Here is a 13,457-nt window from a genome sequence, read left to right on the forward strand (position 1 = left end):
CCTCTGTTTACGATGGAAAAACTTACGCTGATAAAAGTTGGCGGCAAGATAGTGGAGGAGCAGGAGGCATTGAGCCGCCTGCTCGCTTCGTTTGCCGCGATACCCGGTCGCAAGGTGCTGGTACACGGCGGCGGCCGGTCGGCCACGGCCATGGCAGCCCGGCTGGGTATCGAGAGCCGCATGGTGGGTGGCCGTCGCATTACCGACCGTCCGATGCTCGAAGTGGTGACGATGGTCTATGGCGGACTGGTCAACAAGAATATCGTGGCGGGCTTGCAGGCCCTGGGTGTGAATGCTCTGGGTATGACAGGAGCCGACATGAATATCCTCCTCTCGGACAAGCGGCCGGTGCAGGAGGTTGACTACGGTTACGTGGGCGATGTGCGTCGGGTCGACGGTGCCGCCCTGTCGGGACTGATCGAGATGGGGGTGGTCCCTGTCATCGCGCCTCTTACTCACGACGGGAAGGGCTCGATGCTCAATACCAATGCCGACACCATGGCGGGCGAAACGGCCAAGGCTTTGGCCTCGCGTTACGACGTGTCGCTGGTCTACTGCTTTGAGAAGCGGGGTGTGCTGCGCGACGAGAACGACGACAACAGCGTGATTGCCCAGATGACCCGCTCGCAGTTCGAGGATTATCGGGCACAGGGCATTGTGCAGGGCGGTATGATACCGAAACTCGAAAATGCCTTCGATGCCATTCGTCACGGGGTGCGCGAGGTGGTCATTACCCGGGCCGATGCCATCGGCAAGGAGCATGAAGGGACCCGCATCGTGGAATAAGGCGGGAAGGCTTTTCCTGCAATCGGAACAGGACCGATGAAGACCGGGCAAGTTAAGACAGAATAAAACAGCGAGGGCTGTTCCCCATCGGGGAGCAGCCCTCACTGTATCTGGTCGTGAGACCGGCGTTTTATTTCAACTGTTCGGCCTGGTTGTAGATAGCCTCGAATATGGTCTTGTCGGCCTCGGTGAGCAAGCGCCCGCGGCGCGCCATTATCTTCTCGGCAATGGCGTAGAACTTGGGCAGTTGTACGTCGGTAAATCCGGCCGTACCGCCTTCGCTGAACGAGGCAACGAAGTTGCGGGGGAATCCGGCCCCGTGAATGTTGACCCCCACGCCTATCACCGTGGCGGTGTTGAACATGGTGTTGATGCCGGCCTTGGAGTGGTCGCCCATGATGAGACCGCAGAATTGCAGATGCGTGGGCAGGAAACGGCGGGTGGGGTAGTTCCACAACTTGATTTCGCTGTAATCGTTTTTGAGGTTCGAGGCCACGGCTCCGGCACCCAGGTTGCACCATTCGCCGATGACGGCGTTGCCCAGGAACCCGTCGTGCGCCTTGTTGGAGAAGCCGAACATCACCACGTTGTTCAGTTCACCGCCCACCTTGCAGTAGGGGCCCAGCGTGGTGGCTCCGTAGATTTTGGTACCCATGTTGACATAGGCATGCTCGCAGGCGGCAAACGGTGCCCGTATGCAGCTGCCCTCCATCACCTCCGAGTCGGCGCCCAGATAGATGGGGCCGTTGGTTACGTTGAAAATGGCGCACTCGGCCTTGGCACCGGGCTCAACGAAAATCTTGGAGGTGCCGTCGGCAAAGCAGGGGTCGCCGATGATGCGGTTCGAGGGGCTGAGCGGCTGGCTGGTGCGTCCGCGGGTGATGAGTTTGAAATCGGCTTCGAGACACTCGCCGTTGAGCAGGAAAATATCGTAGAGATGTTGTATGTACCGAAGTTTGCGGGAGCTTTCGAGGGTGTGGGCATAGCGGCTCTCCCGGAAGTCGGCTTCACTCCCGCGGAAGGCAACGACCGTCTGCTGGTCGATGAGCGCTTCGCCGGGATTCAGGATATTGACCTGTCGGGCCAGCTCCTCGTCGGGAATCAGATGGCCGGCTATGAAAAGGTTGTCGTCGGTAAAGTGAGCCGGGTATTTCCCGGCCATGTAATCGGGGGTGAGGTAGGAGTAGTTGCCGGACAACATGCGTTCCCACTTTTCGCGTATGGTGAGGATACCTATGCGTATGTCGGCGATGGGCCGGGTAAACGCCAGGGGCAGCAGTTCGAGATGCTGCTGGTTGATGTCGAAGAGAATGATATTTTTCATAATCGCCTATAATTGATTGATACATCAAAGGTAATGTAAAACTTGTGGAAAATCAAAATCTGTGGCGAGGTATTGCGTGGAGGGCGGGCGATTGAACAAATGGCGCCACGTGGTCGTTTATGCAGAAAAAAGTCTATGGAAGAGAATCGTTTCGTACAGCTGGTTGCGGGTATGTTGTACCGGACGGACCGCGACTCGGTTACGCCGGAAACCCGATATAAGGGATTGAAAGAGTGGAATTTCTTGTTTGAGGTGTCGCTGGCGATGATGCTCGAAGAGGAGTATCACGTGGAGGTGACGCCCGAGGATTTTTCGAGTACGGGAACTCTGGACGAACTGTTTCGGCGGGTGTGCGCCCCTCGTTTGGTCAATAAGGATTAACAAGATGATGAGGAGGTGTAACGGATTATGAGCGGCTTGTCGGGAATTGTAGGGGAGGTAGAGTGGATAGAACGGGTGTTGCGGCAAATGGCCGAGGCGCAGGAGCATCGGGGTGGAGAGAAACCGGTAGGGTGGGTCTCCTCGTTTGTCGATGCCCGGGTGGGCCTGATGCACAATCGCCGGGTGACCATCGAGTCGGCCCGGGCCCCGAGCCAGCCGTTTGACGATACTGACACGGGGCTGGTCGTCATGCTCGACGGCGAGATATTCAACTATGCCGAGGTGCGTGAACGCCTCTCCAACTACTACCGGTTTTCGACCGAGGGGGTGTGCGAGGTGGTGGCTAAGGCCTATGACCGCTGGGGTGATAGCTGTTTCGACCGCTTCGAGGGCTATTTTGCGATAGTTATCTACAACCGTTTTTCCGAGGAGTTGCTGCTCTGTCGCGACCGCTTTGGAATCAAGCCGTTGTACTATGCCACCCATCGGGGTAACCTCTACTTTGCTTCGGAGGTGCGAGCCCTCTTTGCCGCAGGAATCAGGCCGTTGCTCTCGGCCGAGCGATGGGCCAGCTACCTGGCCTATTCGACCTACGGCAGTCCCTACGAGACCTTTTGGGAGGGGGTGCATCAGCTGCCGGCCGGATTTCTGTTGCACTACAACGGTTATTCGCTGGTCGAGAGGCGGTGGTATGCGTTTGAAAACCGGGTGAAGGCGTGGAGCGAAGAGTCGCCCGAGCGCCAGACCGAAGCCTTCCTGGACCAGTTGCACCGCAGCGTGGGGTACAGCCTCATGGGCGATATGCCCAAGGGGCTCTCGTTGGACGGCGGGGTGGAGTCGGCCCTCTTCATCGCGTTGATGAAGGCGGTAGGGTGCCCCCGGTATTTGAAAAGTTACATGCACTATCGCGGCAAACTGCACCAAAGCAGTGCCCTGTGGGGAGCCGAACTGTTGTCGGAGACCGCATTGCCGCTGGAGCAGGTGGCCATCACGAAGACGATGTTGCTGAAAGAGCTCGACTACCTGACCCGTTGGCAGGAAGAGCCGGTCGACGGGGTGGATATGGTAGCCCGCTCGGCCTTTTTCAGGGTGATGCGCAAGCGGGGGCTTGCCGTGGTCAGCGGCGGTTGGGGGTTAACCCATCTCCTGGGTAATACACCGCTTCCCGGCGACCGGTACTCGTCACTGGTGCCGTCGGAGCTGCTGTCGGCCGATTTTCGCCAGCTAGCCCGGAAACCGCGCTATCGGCATCTGTTCGAGTCGGAGAACGACCAGTTGAGGTTTTGCGACCTCTGTTATGAGCGCCTGCCCCACCTGTTGCGCAGTGTAGACAAGATGAGCATGTATTACGGGGTGCAGCTCAGAAATGCCTTTCTGAATCACAACCTCGTTGAGATAGCCTTTGCCCGGGCCGAGGGTTCACCCTCGGGCCGTAACCGTAGGCAATGGTTCGCCCGGCAGATTGTGGAACCGCTGCTCCCGGCACAGATACGGCTGGCCCCTGAGGACGAACCGGGAGAGCCCGAACTGACCTCCGATTTGAAGTCGTGGGCCGATGAGGTGGTGTTCGACCTGCGCTACGGACGAGCCTCGGCCTGGTTCGACCACACCCGGTTGGAACGGGAGTGGCAACAGGGCGACGAGGGGCTCTTTGCCGACCCGATGAAGGTGTGGAAGCTCCTCTCGTTGTGTCTGCAACTGAAAAACCTGCCGTAGACGAGGCGGCTGCCCGGCGGGTCACTCCGCATGCACTCGGGAAAGCCGTCGATAAAATAAAGCCGATTTGTCTTCGTTCTGCCCGAGGATTGCACTATCTTTGTCGAAAGACCAAAAAGAGATGATGAACTTTATCGAGCAGAAACTGAAAGGCGTTTTCGTCATAGAGCCGCAAGTCTTTGGCGACAGCCGGGGCTATTTCATGGAGAGTTATAAAAAAGAACTTTTCGAGCAATATGTCGGGCCGGTCGATTTCATTCAAGACAACGAGTCCCGGTCGAGTTACGGCGTGTTGCGCGGCCTTCATTATCAGAAGGGAGAGTGGTCGCAGGCCAAGCTGGTGCGGGTCACCCAGGGGCGGGTCTATGACGTGGCGGTAGACTTGCGCCGGTCGTCGCCCACGTTCGGGCAATACATCGGGGTAGAGCTCTCCGACGAGAACAAGAGGCAACTCTATATCCCGCGCGGATTTGCCCACGGATTTGCCGTGCTGAGCGAGACCGCCCAGTTCTGCTACAAGGTCGACAACGTGTATGCCCCCCAGCACGAAGCCACGCTGCGCTACGACGACCCCCGGGTGGGGGTGGTGTGGCCGGTGAAAGCCGAGGAGATGCTCCTCTCGGACAAAGATCGGGTCGGACTCGGGTTCGACGAAATCGAAACCTTTGAATAAAAAACTTCAAAAGGTAGTACATACCTCCCAACCTGTTGTGGCATAAAGATAAAATGCCGAAAAAATAATCCCAATATGTTTGGTTTTTAATGATTTAGTGCTTATCTTTGCACCACTTTTGATGCCGTAAAAGGCCGATACGATTGTGTAATCGATTGATTATGTGAACGTAGTGGCCGATTTTGGCGTCTTGGGCCGAGAGAATAAAAAGGAAAATTATAAGTAAAAAGATTTTTAAAAAAGTTCTAAGAAATGCCTACGATTCAACAATTAGTAAGAAAAGGACGGGTTGTATTGGAAGACAAGAGTAAATCTCCTGCATTGGATTCATGTCCGCAAAGACGTGGCGTTTGCGTGAGAGTTTACACGACGACTCCTAAGAAACCTAACTCTGCCATGCGTAAAGTTGCTCGTGTACGTTTAACCAACGGAAAAGAGGTGAACTCTTATATCCCCGGTGAAGGTCACAATCTGCAAGAGCACTCTATCGTACTCGTTCGTGGCGGTCGTGTAAAAGACCTCCCCGGTGTTCGTTATCACATCGTACGTGGTACATTGGATACTGCCGGTGTAGGTGGCCGTACGCAACGTCGCTCGAAATATGGCGCCAAGAGACCGAAAGCAGGAGCTGCACCTGCCGCAAAAGGTAAGAAATAATCGAACCCTTTGACAAGACAGCACAGAGAAATTAAAAAGAATTAGTGTCAAACACTGGTTCGCGTTTATTGGATAGGCTGATTGGGTTGAGTAAATGAAATCGGCGGATTTCGTTGAAGATGTAAAGAACAGCAACCAAAAACAAGAACGACAATTTATTGTAAAAAATGAGAAAAGCAAAACCAAAGAAACGGGTTGTATTACCAGATCCCGTATTCAATGATGTAAGGGTTTCAAAATTTGTGAACCACTTGATGTATGATGGTAAAAAGAGTATAGCTTACTCTATTTTCTACAGCGCATTGGAGATTGCGAAATCGAAACTGCCCAACGAGGAAAAATCGGCCCTCGAAATCTGGAAGAAAGCCCTCGAAAATATTACACCTCAAGTAGAGGTTAAGTCTCGCCGTGTGGGTGGTGCTACATTCCAAGTACCTACGGAAATCCGCCCCGATCGTAAGGAATCTATTTCAATGAAAAATCTTATTATCTATTCTCGTAAGAGAGGTGGCAAAACGATGGCCGACAAACTGGCTGCCGAAATTGTCGACGCTTTCAACGAGCAGGGTGGTGCATTCAAACGTAAAGAAGACATGCACAAGATGGCCGAGGCCAACCGTGCATTCGCTCATTTTAGATTTTAATTGAATTAAAATAAGGAATAAAGAAAATGGCAAAATCTGACGCTCATTTGAAATATACCAGAAACATTGGTATTATGGCACACATCGATGCCGGTAAGACAACAACTTCGGAACGTATCTTGTACTACACGGGGTTGACTCACAAAATCGGCGAGGTTCACGATGGTGCCGCTACCATGGACTGGATGGAACAGGAGCAAGAGCGCGGTATCACGATTACGTCGGCCGCCACAACCGCTTTCTGGAACTATAAAGGCGAGAAATACAAAATCAACTTGATCGATACTCCGGGGCACGTTGACTTTACGGTAGAGGTAGAACGCTCGTTGCGTGTACTCGACGGTGCCGTGGCTACGTTCTGTGCCGTAGGTGGTGTAGAACCCCAATCGGAAACCGTATGGCGCCAAGCCGACAAATACAACGTACCTCGTATCGGTTATGTAAACAAAATGGACCGCTCGGGCGCCAACTTCTTTGAAGTGGTTCGCCAGTTGAAAGATGTGCTGGGTGCAAACCCCTGCCCCATTCAAGTGCCTATCGGCGCTGAGGAGACCTTCAAAGGCGTAGTCGACCTGATTCGTATGAAAGCCATCTACTGGCACGACGAAACCATGGGCGCCGACTACAACATGGAGGAGATCCCCGACAACATGAAAGCCGAGTGCGACGAGTGGAGAGACAAGATGCTCGAAAAGATTGCCGAGTGCGACGACGACTTGATGGAGAAATACTTCTCCGATCCCTCGACCATCACCGAAGAGGAGATTGTTCGCGCTATCCGCAAAGGCACCCTGGCCATGCAAATCGTCCCGATGATTTGCGGATCGTCGTTCAAGAACAAAGGTGTACAACCGCTGCTCGATGCCGTGTGCGCATTCTTGCCCAGCCCCGTTGATACACCGGCCGTAGTAGGTCACGACATGAACGACCCCGAGAAAGAAGTGGTACGTCACCCCTCCTTCTCCGAGCCCATGTGTGCCCTCGCCTTCAAGATTGCAACCGACCCCTATGTAGGCCGTCTCTGCTTCTTCCGCGTATATTCGGGTGAGGTTGTTGCCGGTTCCTACGTGCTCAACTCCCGTTCGGGCAAGAAAGAGCGTGTATCGCGTCTGTTCCAGATGCACTCGAACAAACAGAACCCCAAAGAGTCTATCGACTGCGGCGATATCGGTGCAGGCGTAGGATTCAAGGATATCCGCACCGGTGATACCTTGTGTGCCGAAGATGCTCCTATCGTACTCGAAGCTATGGACTTCCCCGCACCTGTGATTGGTATTGCCGTTGAGCCCAAGACTCAGAAAGACCTCGACAAGCTGGGTATCGGTCTGCAAAAACTGGCCGAAGAGGATCCTACCTTTACCGTAGCTACCAACGAGGAGACCGGACAAACGGTAATCAGCGGTATGGGTGAGCTCCACCTGGAAATCATCATCGACCGTCTGAAACGTGAGTTCAAGGTAGAATGTAACCAGGGCCGTCCCCAAGTTACCTACAAAGAGGCCATCACCAAGCCGGTTGAGCTCCGCGAGGTATTCAAGAAACAGACGGGTGGTCGTGGTAAGTTCGCCGACATCATCGTACGTGTAGAACCTTCGACCCGCGAAGAGGCCGGTCTCGAATTTGTCGATGAAGTAAAAGGTGGTAACATTCCCAAGGAATTTATCCCCTCGATTCAGAAAGGTTTCACCACCGCTATGAAGAACGGTGTATTGGCCGGCTTCCCGGTAGACAGTCTGAAAGTTACCGTACTCGACGGTTCGTTCCACCCCGTAGACTCCGACCAGTTGTCGTTCGAACTCTGTGCAATCCAAGCCTTCAAGAAAGCCTGCGAAAAAGCCGGCCCTGTATTGCTGGAGCCCATTATGAAGATCGAGGTAGTAACCCCCGAAGAGAGCATGGGTGATGTAATCTCCGACTTGAACAAACGTCGTGGCCAAATCGAAGGTATGGAATCGAGCCGTTCGGGCGCCCGTATCGTAAAAGCAACGGCGCCGCTGGCCGAGATGTTCGGTTACGTAACCGCTTTGCGTACCATCACTTCGGGTCGTGCCACCTCGACAATGTCGTTCTCGCACTATGCCGAGGTAAGCTCGTCGATTGCCAAGAATGTGTTGACCGAAGTAAACGGTCGAGTAGACTTATTGTAATCAAATAAACCATCAAATATCAATATGAGCCAAAAAATCAGAATTAAATTGAAGTCTTACGACCACAACTTGGTTGACAAGTCGGCCGAGAAAATCGTAAAGACGGTGAAAGCTACGGGAGCAGTAGTGAGCGGGCCTATACCTCTACCTACTCACAAACGTATCTTCACGGTAAACCGCTCGACTTTCGTAAACAAAAAATCGAGAGAGCAATTCGAGTTGTCTTCGTTCAAGCGTCTTATCGACATTTACAGCTCTACGGCCAAGACGGTAGACGCCCTGATGAAGTTGGAATTGCCCAGCGGAGTAGATGTAGAAATTAAAGTGTGATTCAACAAAAATTAAGTAGAAATGCCAGGATTATTAGGAAAAAAAATCGGAATGACATCCGTTTTCAGTGCCGAGGGTAAAAATGTACCATGCACTGTTATCGAAGTTGGTCCTTGCGTAGTTACGCAAATCAAAACCGTTGAAAAAGATGGTTACGAGGCAGTACAGGTAGGTTTCATCGACAAGAAAGATAAACATACCACCAAGCCCGAAGCCGGACATTTCAAGAAAGCAGGCGTAACGCCCAAGAGACACTTGGCCGAGTTCAAATTCGATACCGAATACAAATTGGGCGACACCATCGCCGTTGATTTGTTTGAAGGTGCGGATTACGTAGATGTAATCGGCGTATCAAAAGGTAAAGGTTTCCAAGGCGTCGTAAAGCGTCACGGCTTCGGCGGTGTGGGACAAACCACACACGGTCAGCATAACCGCTTGCGTGCCCCCGGTTCTATCGGTGCATGTTCATACCCTGCCCGCGTGTTCAAAGGCACCCGTATGGCCGGCCAGATGGGTAACAGCCGCGTAACCGTGCAAAACCTCCAAGTGTTAAAAGTAATACCCGAGCACAATCTTTTGCTCATCAAAGGATCGGTACCGGGGAGTAAAGGTTCAATCGTAATAATTGAGAAATAATGGAACTGAACGTATATAACATTAAAGGTGAGGACACCGGTAAGAAGGTTGTTTTGAACGATTCGGTATTCGGAATCGAGCCCAATGATCACGCCGTATATCTCGATGTGAAACAATACTTGGCCAACCTGCGTCAAGGTACTCACAAATCCAAAGAAAGAAGTGAAGTATCGGGTAGTACCCGCAAACTGAAAAGACAAAAAGGAACGGGCGGCGCTCGTAGCGGTGATATCAACTCGCCGGTTATGATCGGTGGTGGTCGAGTATTCGGTCCCAAACCCCGCGATTACCGTTTCAAACTCAACAAGAAAGTGAAAGAACTCGCCCGCAAATCGGCGTTGACTTACAAGGCTCAGGACAACGCCATCGTAGTAGTCGAAGATTTCACTTTCGAGGCTCCCAAGACCAAGGAATTCGTAAACTTGCTGAAAAATTTGCAAGTTGCTGATAAAAAGTCACTTTTGGTTTTATCGGAACAAAATAAAAACGTATATTTGTCGGCCCGTAATCTTACGGGAACAAATGTGATAACGGTATCGGAACTCAATACATACAAAGTGTTGGACAACAAGGCTTTGGTTTTGACTGAGAGCACGGTGGCCGCTATCAATAACTTTTGATGTAAGGAGGCTTAAATATGGGAATTATTATTAAACCTATCGTAACAGAGAAAATGACGGCCATGGGCGAGAAATACAATCGCTATGGTTTCCGTGTGGACCCGAAGGCCGATAAGTTGCAAATCAAGAAAGCCGTAGAAGAGATGTACAACGTGACGGTCGTATCGGTAAACACGATGAACTATCGTGGCAAAAACAAAAGCCGCTACACCAAGACCGGTCTCATCTCGGGAAAGACGGCCGCTTATAAGAAAGCCTTGGTTACATTGAAAGAAGGAGAAACTATTGATTTTTATAGCAATATCTAATTAAACAATGGCAGTAAGAAAATTAAAGCCCACAACACCGGGGCAAAGACACAAAGTTATTGGTGCATTTGATACAATCACTGCTAGCGCGCCAGAAAAATCTCTTGTAAGAGGTGTCAGAAAATCGGGTGGTCGTAACAATGAAGGGCATTTGACCATGCGCTACATTGGAGGCGGTCACAAGAGAAAATACAGATTGATCGACTTCAAGAGAAACAAAGACGGTGTACCCGCTACTGTAAAAGCTATCGAATACGACCCGAACCGTTCGGCCCGTATCGCATTGCTTTATTATGCAGACGGTGAAAAACGTTACATTATTGCACCCAACGGCTTGGAAGTTGGAGCAACCTTGATGTCTGGCGAAAATGCAGCTCCTGAGGTAGGAAATGCGTTGCCTCTGAAAAACATACCTATCGGTACTGTGATTCACAACATCGAGTTGCGTCCGGGTCAAGGAGCCTTCTTGGTTCGTTCGGCCGGAACGTTTGCTCAGTTGACTTCGAGAGAAGGCGATTATGCAATTATCAAATTACCTTCTGGAGAAACCAGAAAAATCCTCGCAACCTGTAAAGCCACGATCGGCAGCGTAGGAAATTCGGATCACGCCCTCGAACGCTCGGGTAAAGCCGGACGCTCGCGCTGGTTGGGCCGTCGTCCTCGCAACCGTGGTGTTGTGATGAACCCTGTAGATCACCCGATGGGTGGTGGTGAAGGACGTGCATCAGGTGGACACCCCAGATCGAGAAAAGGCTTGTATGCAAAAGGTTTGAAGACCAGAGCTCCGAAGAAACACTCTTCGAAGTATATAATTGAAAGAAGGAAAAAGTAATCTGATAAATTGACAACAACATGAGTCGTTCATTAAAAAAAGGCCCATATATCAGTGTGAAGCTGGACAAGAAAGTAGCCGCCATGGAAGCATCTGGCAAGAAGTCGGTGATTAAGACATGGTCGCGTGCCTCTATGATTTCTCCCGAATTCGTAGGGCATACTTTTGCAGTACACAATGGTAATAAATTTATTCCCGTATACGTTACCGAAAACATGGTAGGGCACAAGCTCGGTGAGTTTGCCCCCACGCGTACATTCCGCGGTCATGCAGGTAACAAGAAAAAATAAGGCCTGAGGGAATGCGAGTTTTAATACAATTAAAGAATTGAAAAATGGGTGCAAGAAAAAGAGAATCAGCCAATAGAAGGAAGGAAGCTCTGAAAACTCAATATTTCGCCAAGTTGAACAACGTTCCTACCTCACCCCGCAAGATGCGCTTGGCCGCAGACATGGTAAGAGGCATGGAAGTATTCAAAGCCCTGGGCGTATTGAAGTTCTCGAACAAGGAAGCTTCGCAAAGACTGGAAAAACTGTTGCGTTCGGCCATTGCCAACTGGGAGCAAAAGAACGAGCGCAAGGCCGAAAGCGGAGAACTGTACATCTCGACAATCTATGTAGATTGCGCAGCAATGTTGAAGCGTCTTCGTCCGGCTCCGCGAGGAAGAGGTTACCGGATTCGCAAACGTTCGAATCACGTAACACTGTTTGTTGATACAATAAATAAAAACGATAACAAAAACTAATTGCTGGATGGGACAGAAAGTAAATCCGATAAGTAACCGTTTGGGAATCATCAGAGGTTGGGATTCCAATTGGTATGGCGGTAAAAACTATGGTGACAGGTTGTTGGAAGACAGCAAGATCCGGAAGTATTTGAATGCCCGTCTTGCAAAAGCCAGCGTTTCACGCATAGTTATAGAACGTACGTTGAAGTTGATAACCATTACCGTGTGCACGGCTCGTCCGGGCTTGATCATCGGTAAGGGAGGTCAAGAGGTTGACAAACTCAAAGAAGAGTTGAAGAAAATCACCGACAAGGACGTACAAATCAATATCTACGAGGTAAAACGCCCCGAACTTGACGCCGAAATCGTGGCCAGCAACATCGCTCGCCAGATCGAAGGCAAAATCGCCTACCGTCGCGCCGTAAAAATGGCCATCGCCTCGACGATGCGCATGGGTGCCGAAGGTATCAAGGTACAAGTGTCGGGTCGTCTGAACGGCGCCGAAATGGCTCGTTCCGAGATGTACAAAGAGGGAAGAACCCCGCTGCACACCTTGCGTGCCGATATTGACTATGCCTTGGTAGAAGCTCTTACGAAAGTAGGTATCATCGGAATCAAGGTTTGGATCTGCCGTGGCGAAATCTACGGAAAGAAAGACCTGGCTCCCGCCTTCACCAACAATGCCAAAGATGCACGTGGTGGAAACGGAGGTCCGAAGAAGGGCTTCAGAAAACCCAAAACTAACCGCTAAACGAAAATTGAACTATGTTACAACCGAAAAAAACTAAATTCAGAAGACAGCAAAAAGGTCGCCAAAAGGGCAACGCCCAAAGAGGCAACCAGCTGGCTTTCGGCTCTTTCGGCATCAAGTCGTTAGATACGAAATGGATTACAGGTCGTCAAATCGAGGCCGCTCGTGTTGCTGTAACACGTTACATGCAACGTCAAGGTCAGATTTGGATCCGTATATTTCCCGATAAACCTATTACTAAGAAGCCGGCCGACGTACGTATGGGTAAAGGTAAAGGTAATCCCGAAGGATTCGTATTCCCCATTACCCCGGGTCGTGTCATCATCGAGGTAGAAGGTGTACCCTATGAGATCGCTAAGGAGGCTCTGCGCCTGGGTGCTCAGAAACTTCCCGTTACCACTAAGTTCGTTGTTCGTCGTGACTACGACGCCAGTCAAAATGTGTAAGTTATGAAAAAAGCAGAAGTAAAAGAATTAGGCTCCAAGGAGTTGCAGGAAAGATTGGATGCAGCCGTGGCCGCACTCGACCAGATGGTGATTAACCACAGCATCTCGCCGTTGGACAGTCCTGCTAAAATAACTCACGAACGCAGGATGATTGCGCGCATGAAAACCGAGTTGCGCAAACGTGAACTTAATAACAAATAAACTCAGCCACATTATCGAAGATGGAAAGTAGAAATTTAAGAAAAGAGAGAGTCGGTGTGGTTTCCAGCAACAAGATGGAAAAGAGCGTCACGGTAACCGTGAAGTGGAAAGAGAAACACCCGATCTATGGTAAATTCGTGAACAAGACGAAGAAATACCATGCTCACGACGAGAAGAACGAATGCAACGTCGGTGATACCGTGCGGCTGATGGAGACTCGTCCTTTGAGCAAAACAAAGAGATGGAGAGTAGTAGAAATCATCGAAAGAGCTAAGTAA

The 13,457-nt window shown here is 51.1% G+C and carries 19 protein-coding genes; 18 read left to right on the plus strand and 1 reads right to left on the minus strand.

The genetic code is table 11. The features are described 5' to 3' along the window. Positions 1-12: 12 nt before the first annotated feature. Positions 13-786 carry an acetylglutamate kinase gene (gene argB / locus BARVI_RS07985; protein ID WP_025278730.1) on the plus strand — a complete coding sequence of 258 codons (774 nt, stop codon included), beginning with the start codon at positions 13-15 and terminating at the stop codon, positions 784-786. Between the two features lie 130 nt (positions 787-916). Here argB and BARVI_RS07990 read toward each other — a convergent pair whose 3' ends face one another. Next, entirely contained in the window at positions 917-2,110 is a 1,194-nt protein-coding gene (locus tag BARVI_RS07990; protein WP_025278731.1) for a putative sugar nucleotidyl transferase, read from the minus strand. Between the two features lie 135 nt (positions 2,111-2,245). Between BARVI_RS07990 and BARVI_RS07995 the strand changes: the two genes are divergently transcribed. The 17 genes from BARVI_RS07995 (at position 2,246) to rpsQ (ending at position 13,457) form a co-directional block, all read left to right on the plus strand. After that, on the plus strand, positions 2,246-2,491 hold the full coding sequence (locus BARVI_RS07995; RefSeq protein WP_025278732.1) for a hypothetical protein: 246 nt from the start codon (positions 2,246-2,248) through the stop codon (positions 2,489-2,491). 27 nt (positions 2,492-2,518) lie between these two features. Continuing rightward, positions 2,519-4,207, plus strand: a complete 1,689-nt coding sequence (locus BARVI_RS08000; RefSeq protein ID WP_025278733.1) for an asparagine synthetase B family protein — start codon at positions 2,519-2,521, stop codon at positions 4,205-4,207. 124 nt (positions 4,208-4,331) lie between these two features. Next, positions 4,332-4,880 (plus strand): dTDP-4-dehydrorhamnose 3,5-epimerase, encoded by a 549-nt coding sequence (rfbC, locus tag BARVI_RS08005; protein WP_025278734.1) that lies wholly within the window; start codon positions 4,332-4,334, stop codon positions 4,878-4,880. Between the two features lie 252 nt (positions 4,881-5,132). After that, positions 5,133-5,537 (plus strand): 30S ribosomal protein S12, encoded by a 405-nt coding sequence (rpsL, locus tag BARVI_RS08010; RefSeq protein ID WP_008862863.1) that lies wholly within the window; start codon positions 5,133-5,135, stop codon positions 5,535-5,537. A gap of 167 nt (positions 5,538-5,704) precedes the next feature. Beyond that, complete coding sequence (gene rpsG / locus BARVI_RS08015) at positions 5,705-6,181, plus strand: 30S ribosomal protein S7 (protein ID WP_025278735.1); 477 nt, start codon at positions 5,705-5,707, stop codon at positions 6,179-6,181. A gap of 26 nt (positions 6,182-6,207) precedes the next feature. Further along, entirely contained in the window at positions 6,208-8,328 is a 2,121-nt protein-coding gene (fusA, locus tag BARVI_RS08020) for an elongation factor G (protein ID WP_025278736.1), read from the plus strand. A 24-nt stretch (positions 8,329-8,352) separates the two neighbouring features. Beyond that, positions 8,353-8,658, plus strand: coding sequence for a 30S ribosomal protein S10 (rpsJ, locus tag BARVI_RS08025; protein WP_008862860.1), 306 nt, complete (start codon positions 8,353-8,355; stop codon positions 8,656-8,658). A gap of 21 nt (positions 8,659-8,679) precedes the next feature. After that, on the plus strand, positions 8,680-9,294 hold the full coding sequence (rplC, locus tag BARVI_RS08030) for a 50S ribosomal protein L3 (RefSeq protein WP_025278737.1): 615 nt from the start codon (positions 8,680-8,682) through the stop codon (positions 9,292-9,294). Then, the gene (gene rplD, locus BARVI_RS08035; RefSeq protein WP_025278738.1) at positions 9,294-9,914 is read left to right on the plus strand and encodes a 50S ribosomal protein L4; all 621 of its coding nucleotides are present in this window, start codon (positions 9,294-9,296) and stop codon (positions 9,912-9,914) included. The genes rplC and rplD overlap by 1 nt, the downstream gene beginning before the upstream one ends. A gap of 17 nt (positions 9,915-9,931) precedes the next feature. Next, complete coding sequence (gene rplW / locus BARVI_RS08040; RefSeq protein WP_025278739.1) at positions 9,932-10,222, plus strand: 50S ribosomal protein L23; 291 nt, start codon at positions 9,932-9,934, stop codon at positions 10,220-10,222. Positions 10,223-10,229: 7 nt separating this feature from the next. After that, a complete protein-coding gene (gene rplB, locus BARVI_RS08045) occupies positions 10,230-11,054 on the plus strand; it encodes a 50S ribosomal protein L2 (RefSeq protein ID WP_025278740.1) in 825 nt (274 codons plus the stop codon). Between the two features lie 20 nt (positions 11,055-11,074). After that, positions 11,075-11,344, plus strand: a complete 270-nt coding sequence (gene rpsS / locus BARVI_RS08050; protein WP_025278741.1) for a 30S ribosomal protein S19 — start codon at positions 11,075-11,077, stop codon at positions 11,342-11,344. 44 nt (positions 11,345-11,388) lie between these two features. Continuing rightward, positions 11,389-11,799 carry a 50S ribosomal protein L22 gene (rplV, locus tag BARVI_RS08055; protein WP_025278742.1) on the plus strand — a complete coding sequence of 137 codons (411 nt, stop codon included), beginning with the start codon at positions 11,389-11,391 and terminating at the stop codon, positions 11,797-11,799. A gap of 7 nt (positions 11,800-11,806) precedes the next feature. Next, positions 11,807-12,532 carry a 30S ribosomal protein S3 gene (gene rpsC, locus BARVI_RS08060; protein WP_025278743.1) on the plus strand — a complete coding sequence of 242 codons (726 nt, stop codon included), beginning with the start codon at positions 11,807-11,809 and terminating at the stop codon, positions 12,530-12,532. Positions 12,533-12,546: 14 nt separating this feature from the next. Continuing rightward, a complete protein-coding gene (gene rplP / locus BARVI_RS08065) occupies positions 12,547-12,978 on the plus strand; it encodes a 50S ribosomal protein L16 (protein ID WP_008862852.1) in 432 nt (143 codons plus the stop codon). A 3-nt stretch (positions 12,979-12,981) separates the two neighbouring features. Next, positions 12,982-13,179: a large ribosomal subunit protein uL29 gene (locus BARVI_RS08070; protein WP_025278744.1), complete on the plus strand. Its 198-nt coding sequence runs from the start codon at positions 12,982-12,984 to the stop codon at positions 13,177-13,179. A 20-nt stretch (positions 13,180-13,199) separates the two neighbouring features. Continuing rightward, positions 13,200-13,457 (plus strand): 30S ribosomal protein S17, encoded by a 258-nt coding sequence (gene rpsQ, locus BARVI_RS08075; RefSeq protein WP_025278745.1) that lies wholly within the window; start codon positions 13,200-13,202, stop codon positions 13,455-13,457.

This window comes from Barnesiella viscericola DSM 18177 (assembly GCF_000512915.1).
Classification (GTDB): domain Bacteria; phylum Bacteroidota; class Bacteroidia; order Bacteroidales; family Barnesiellaceae; genus Barnesiella; species Barnesiella viscericola.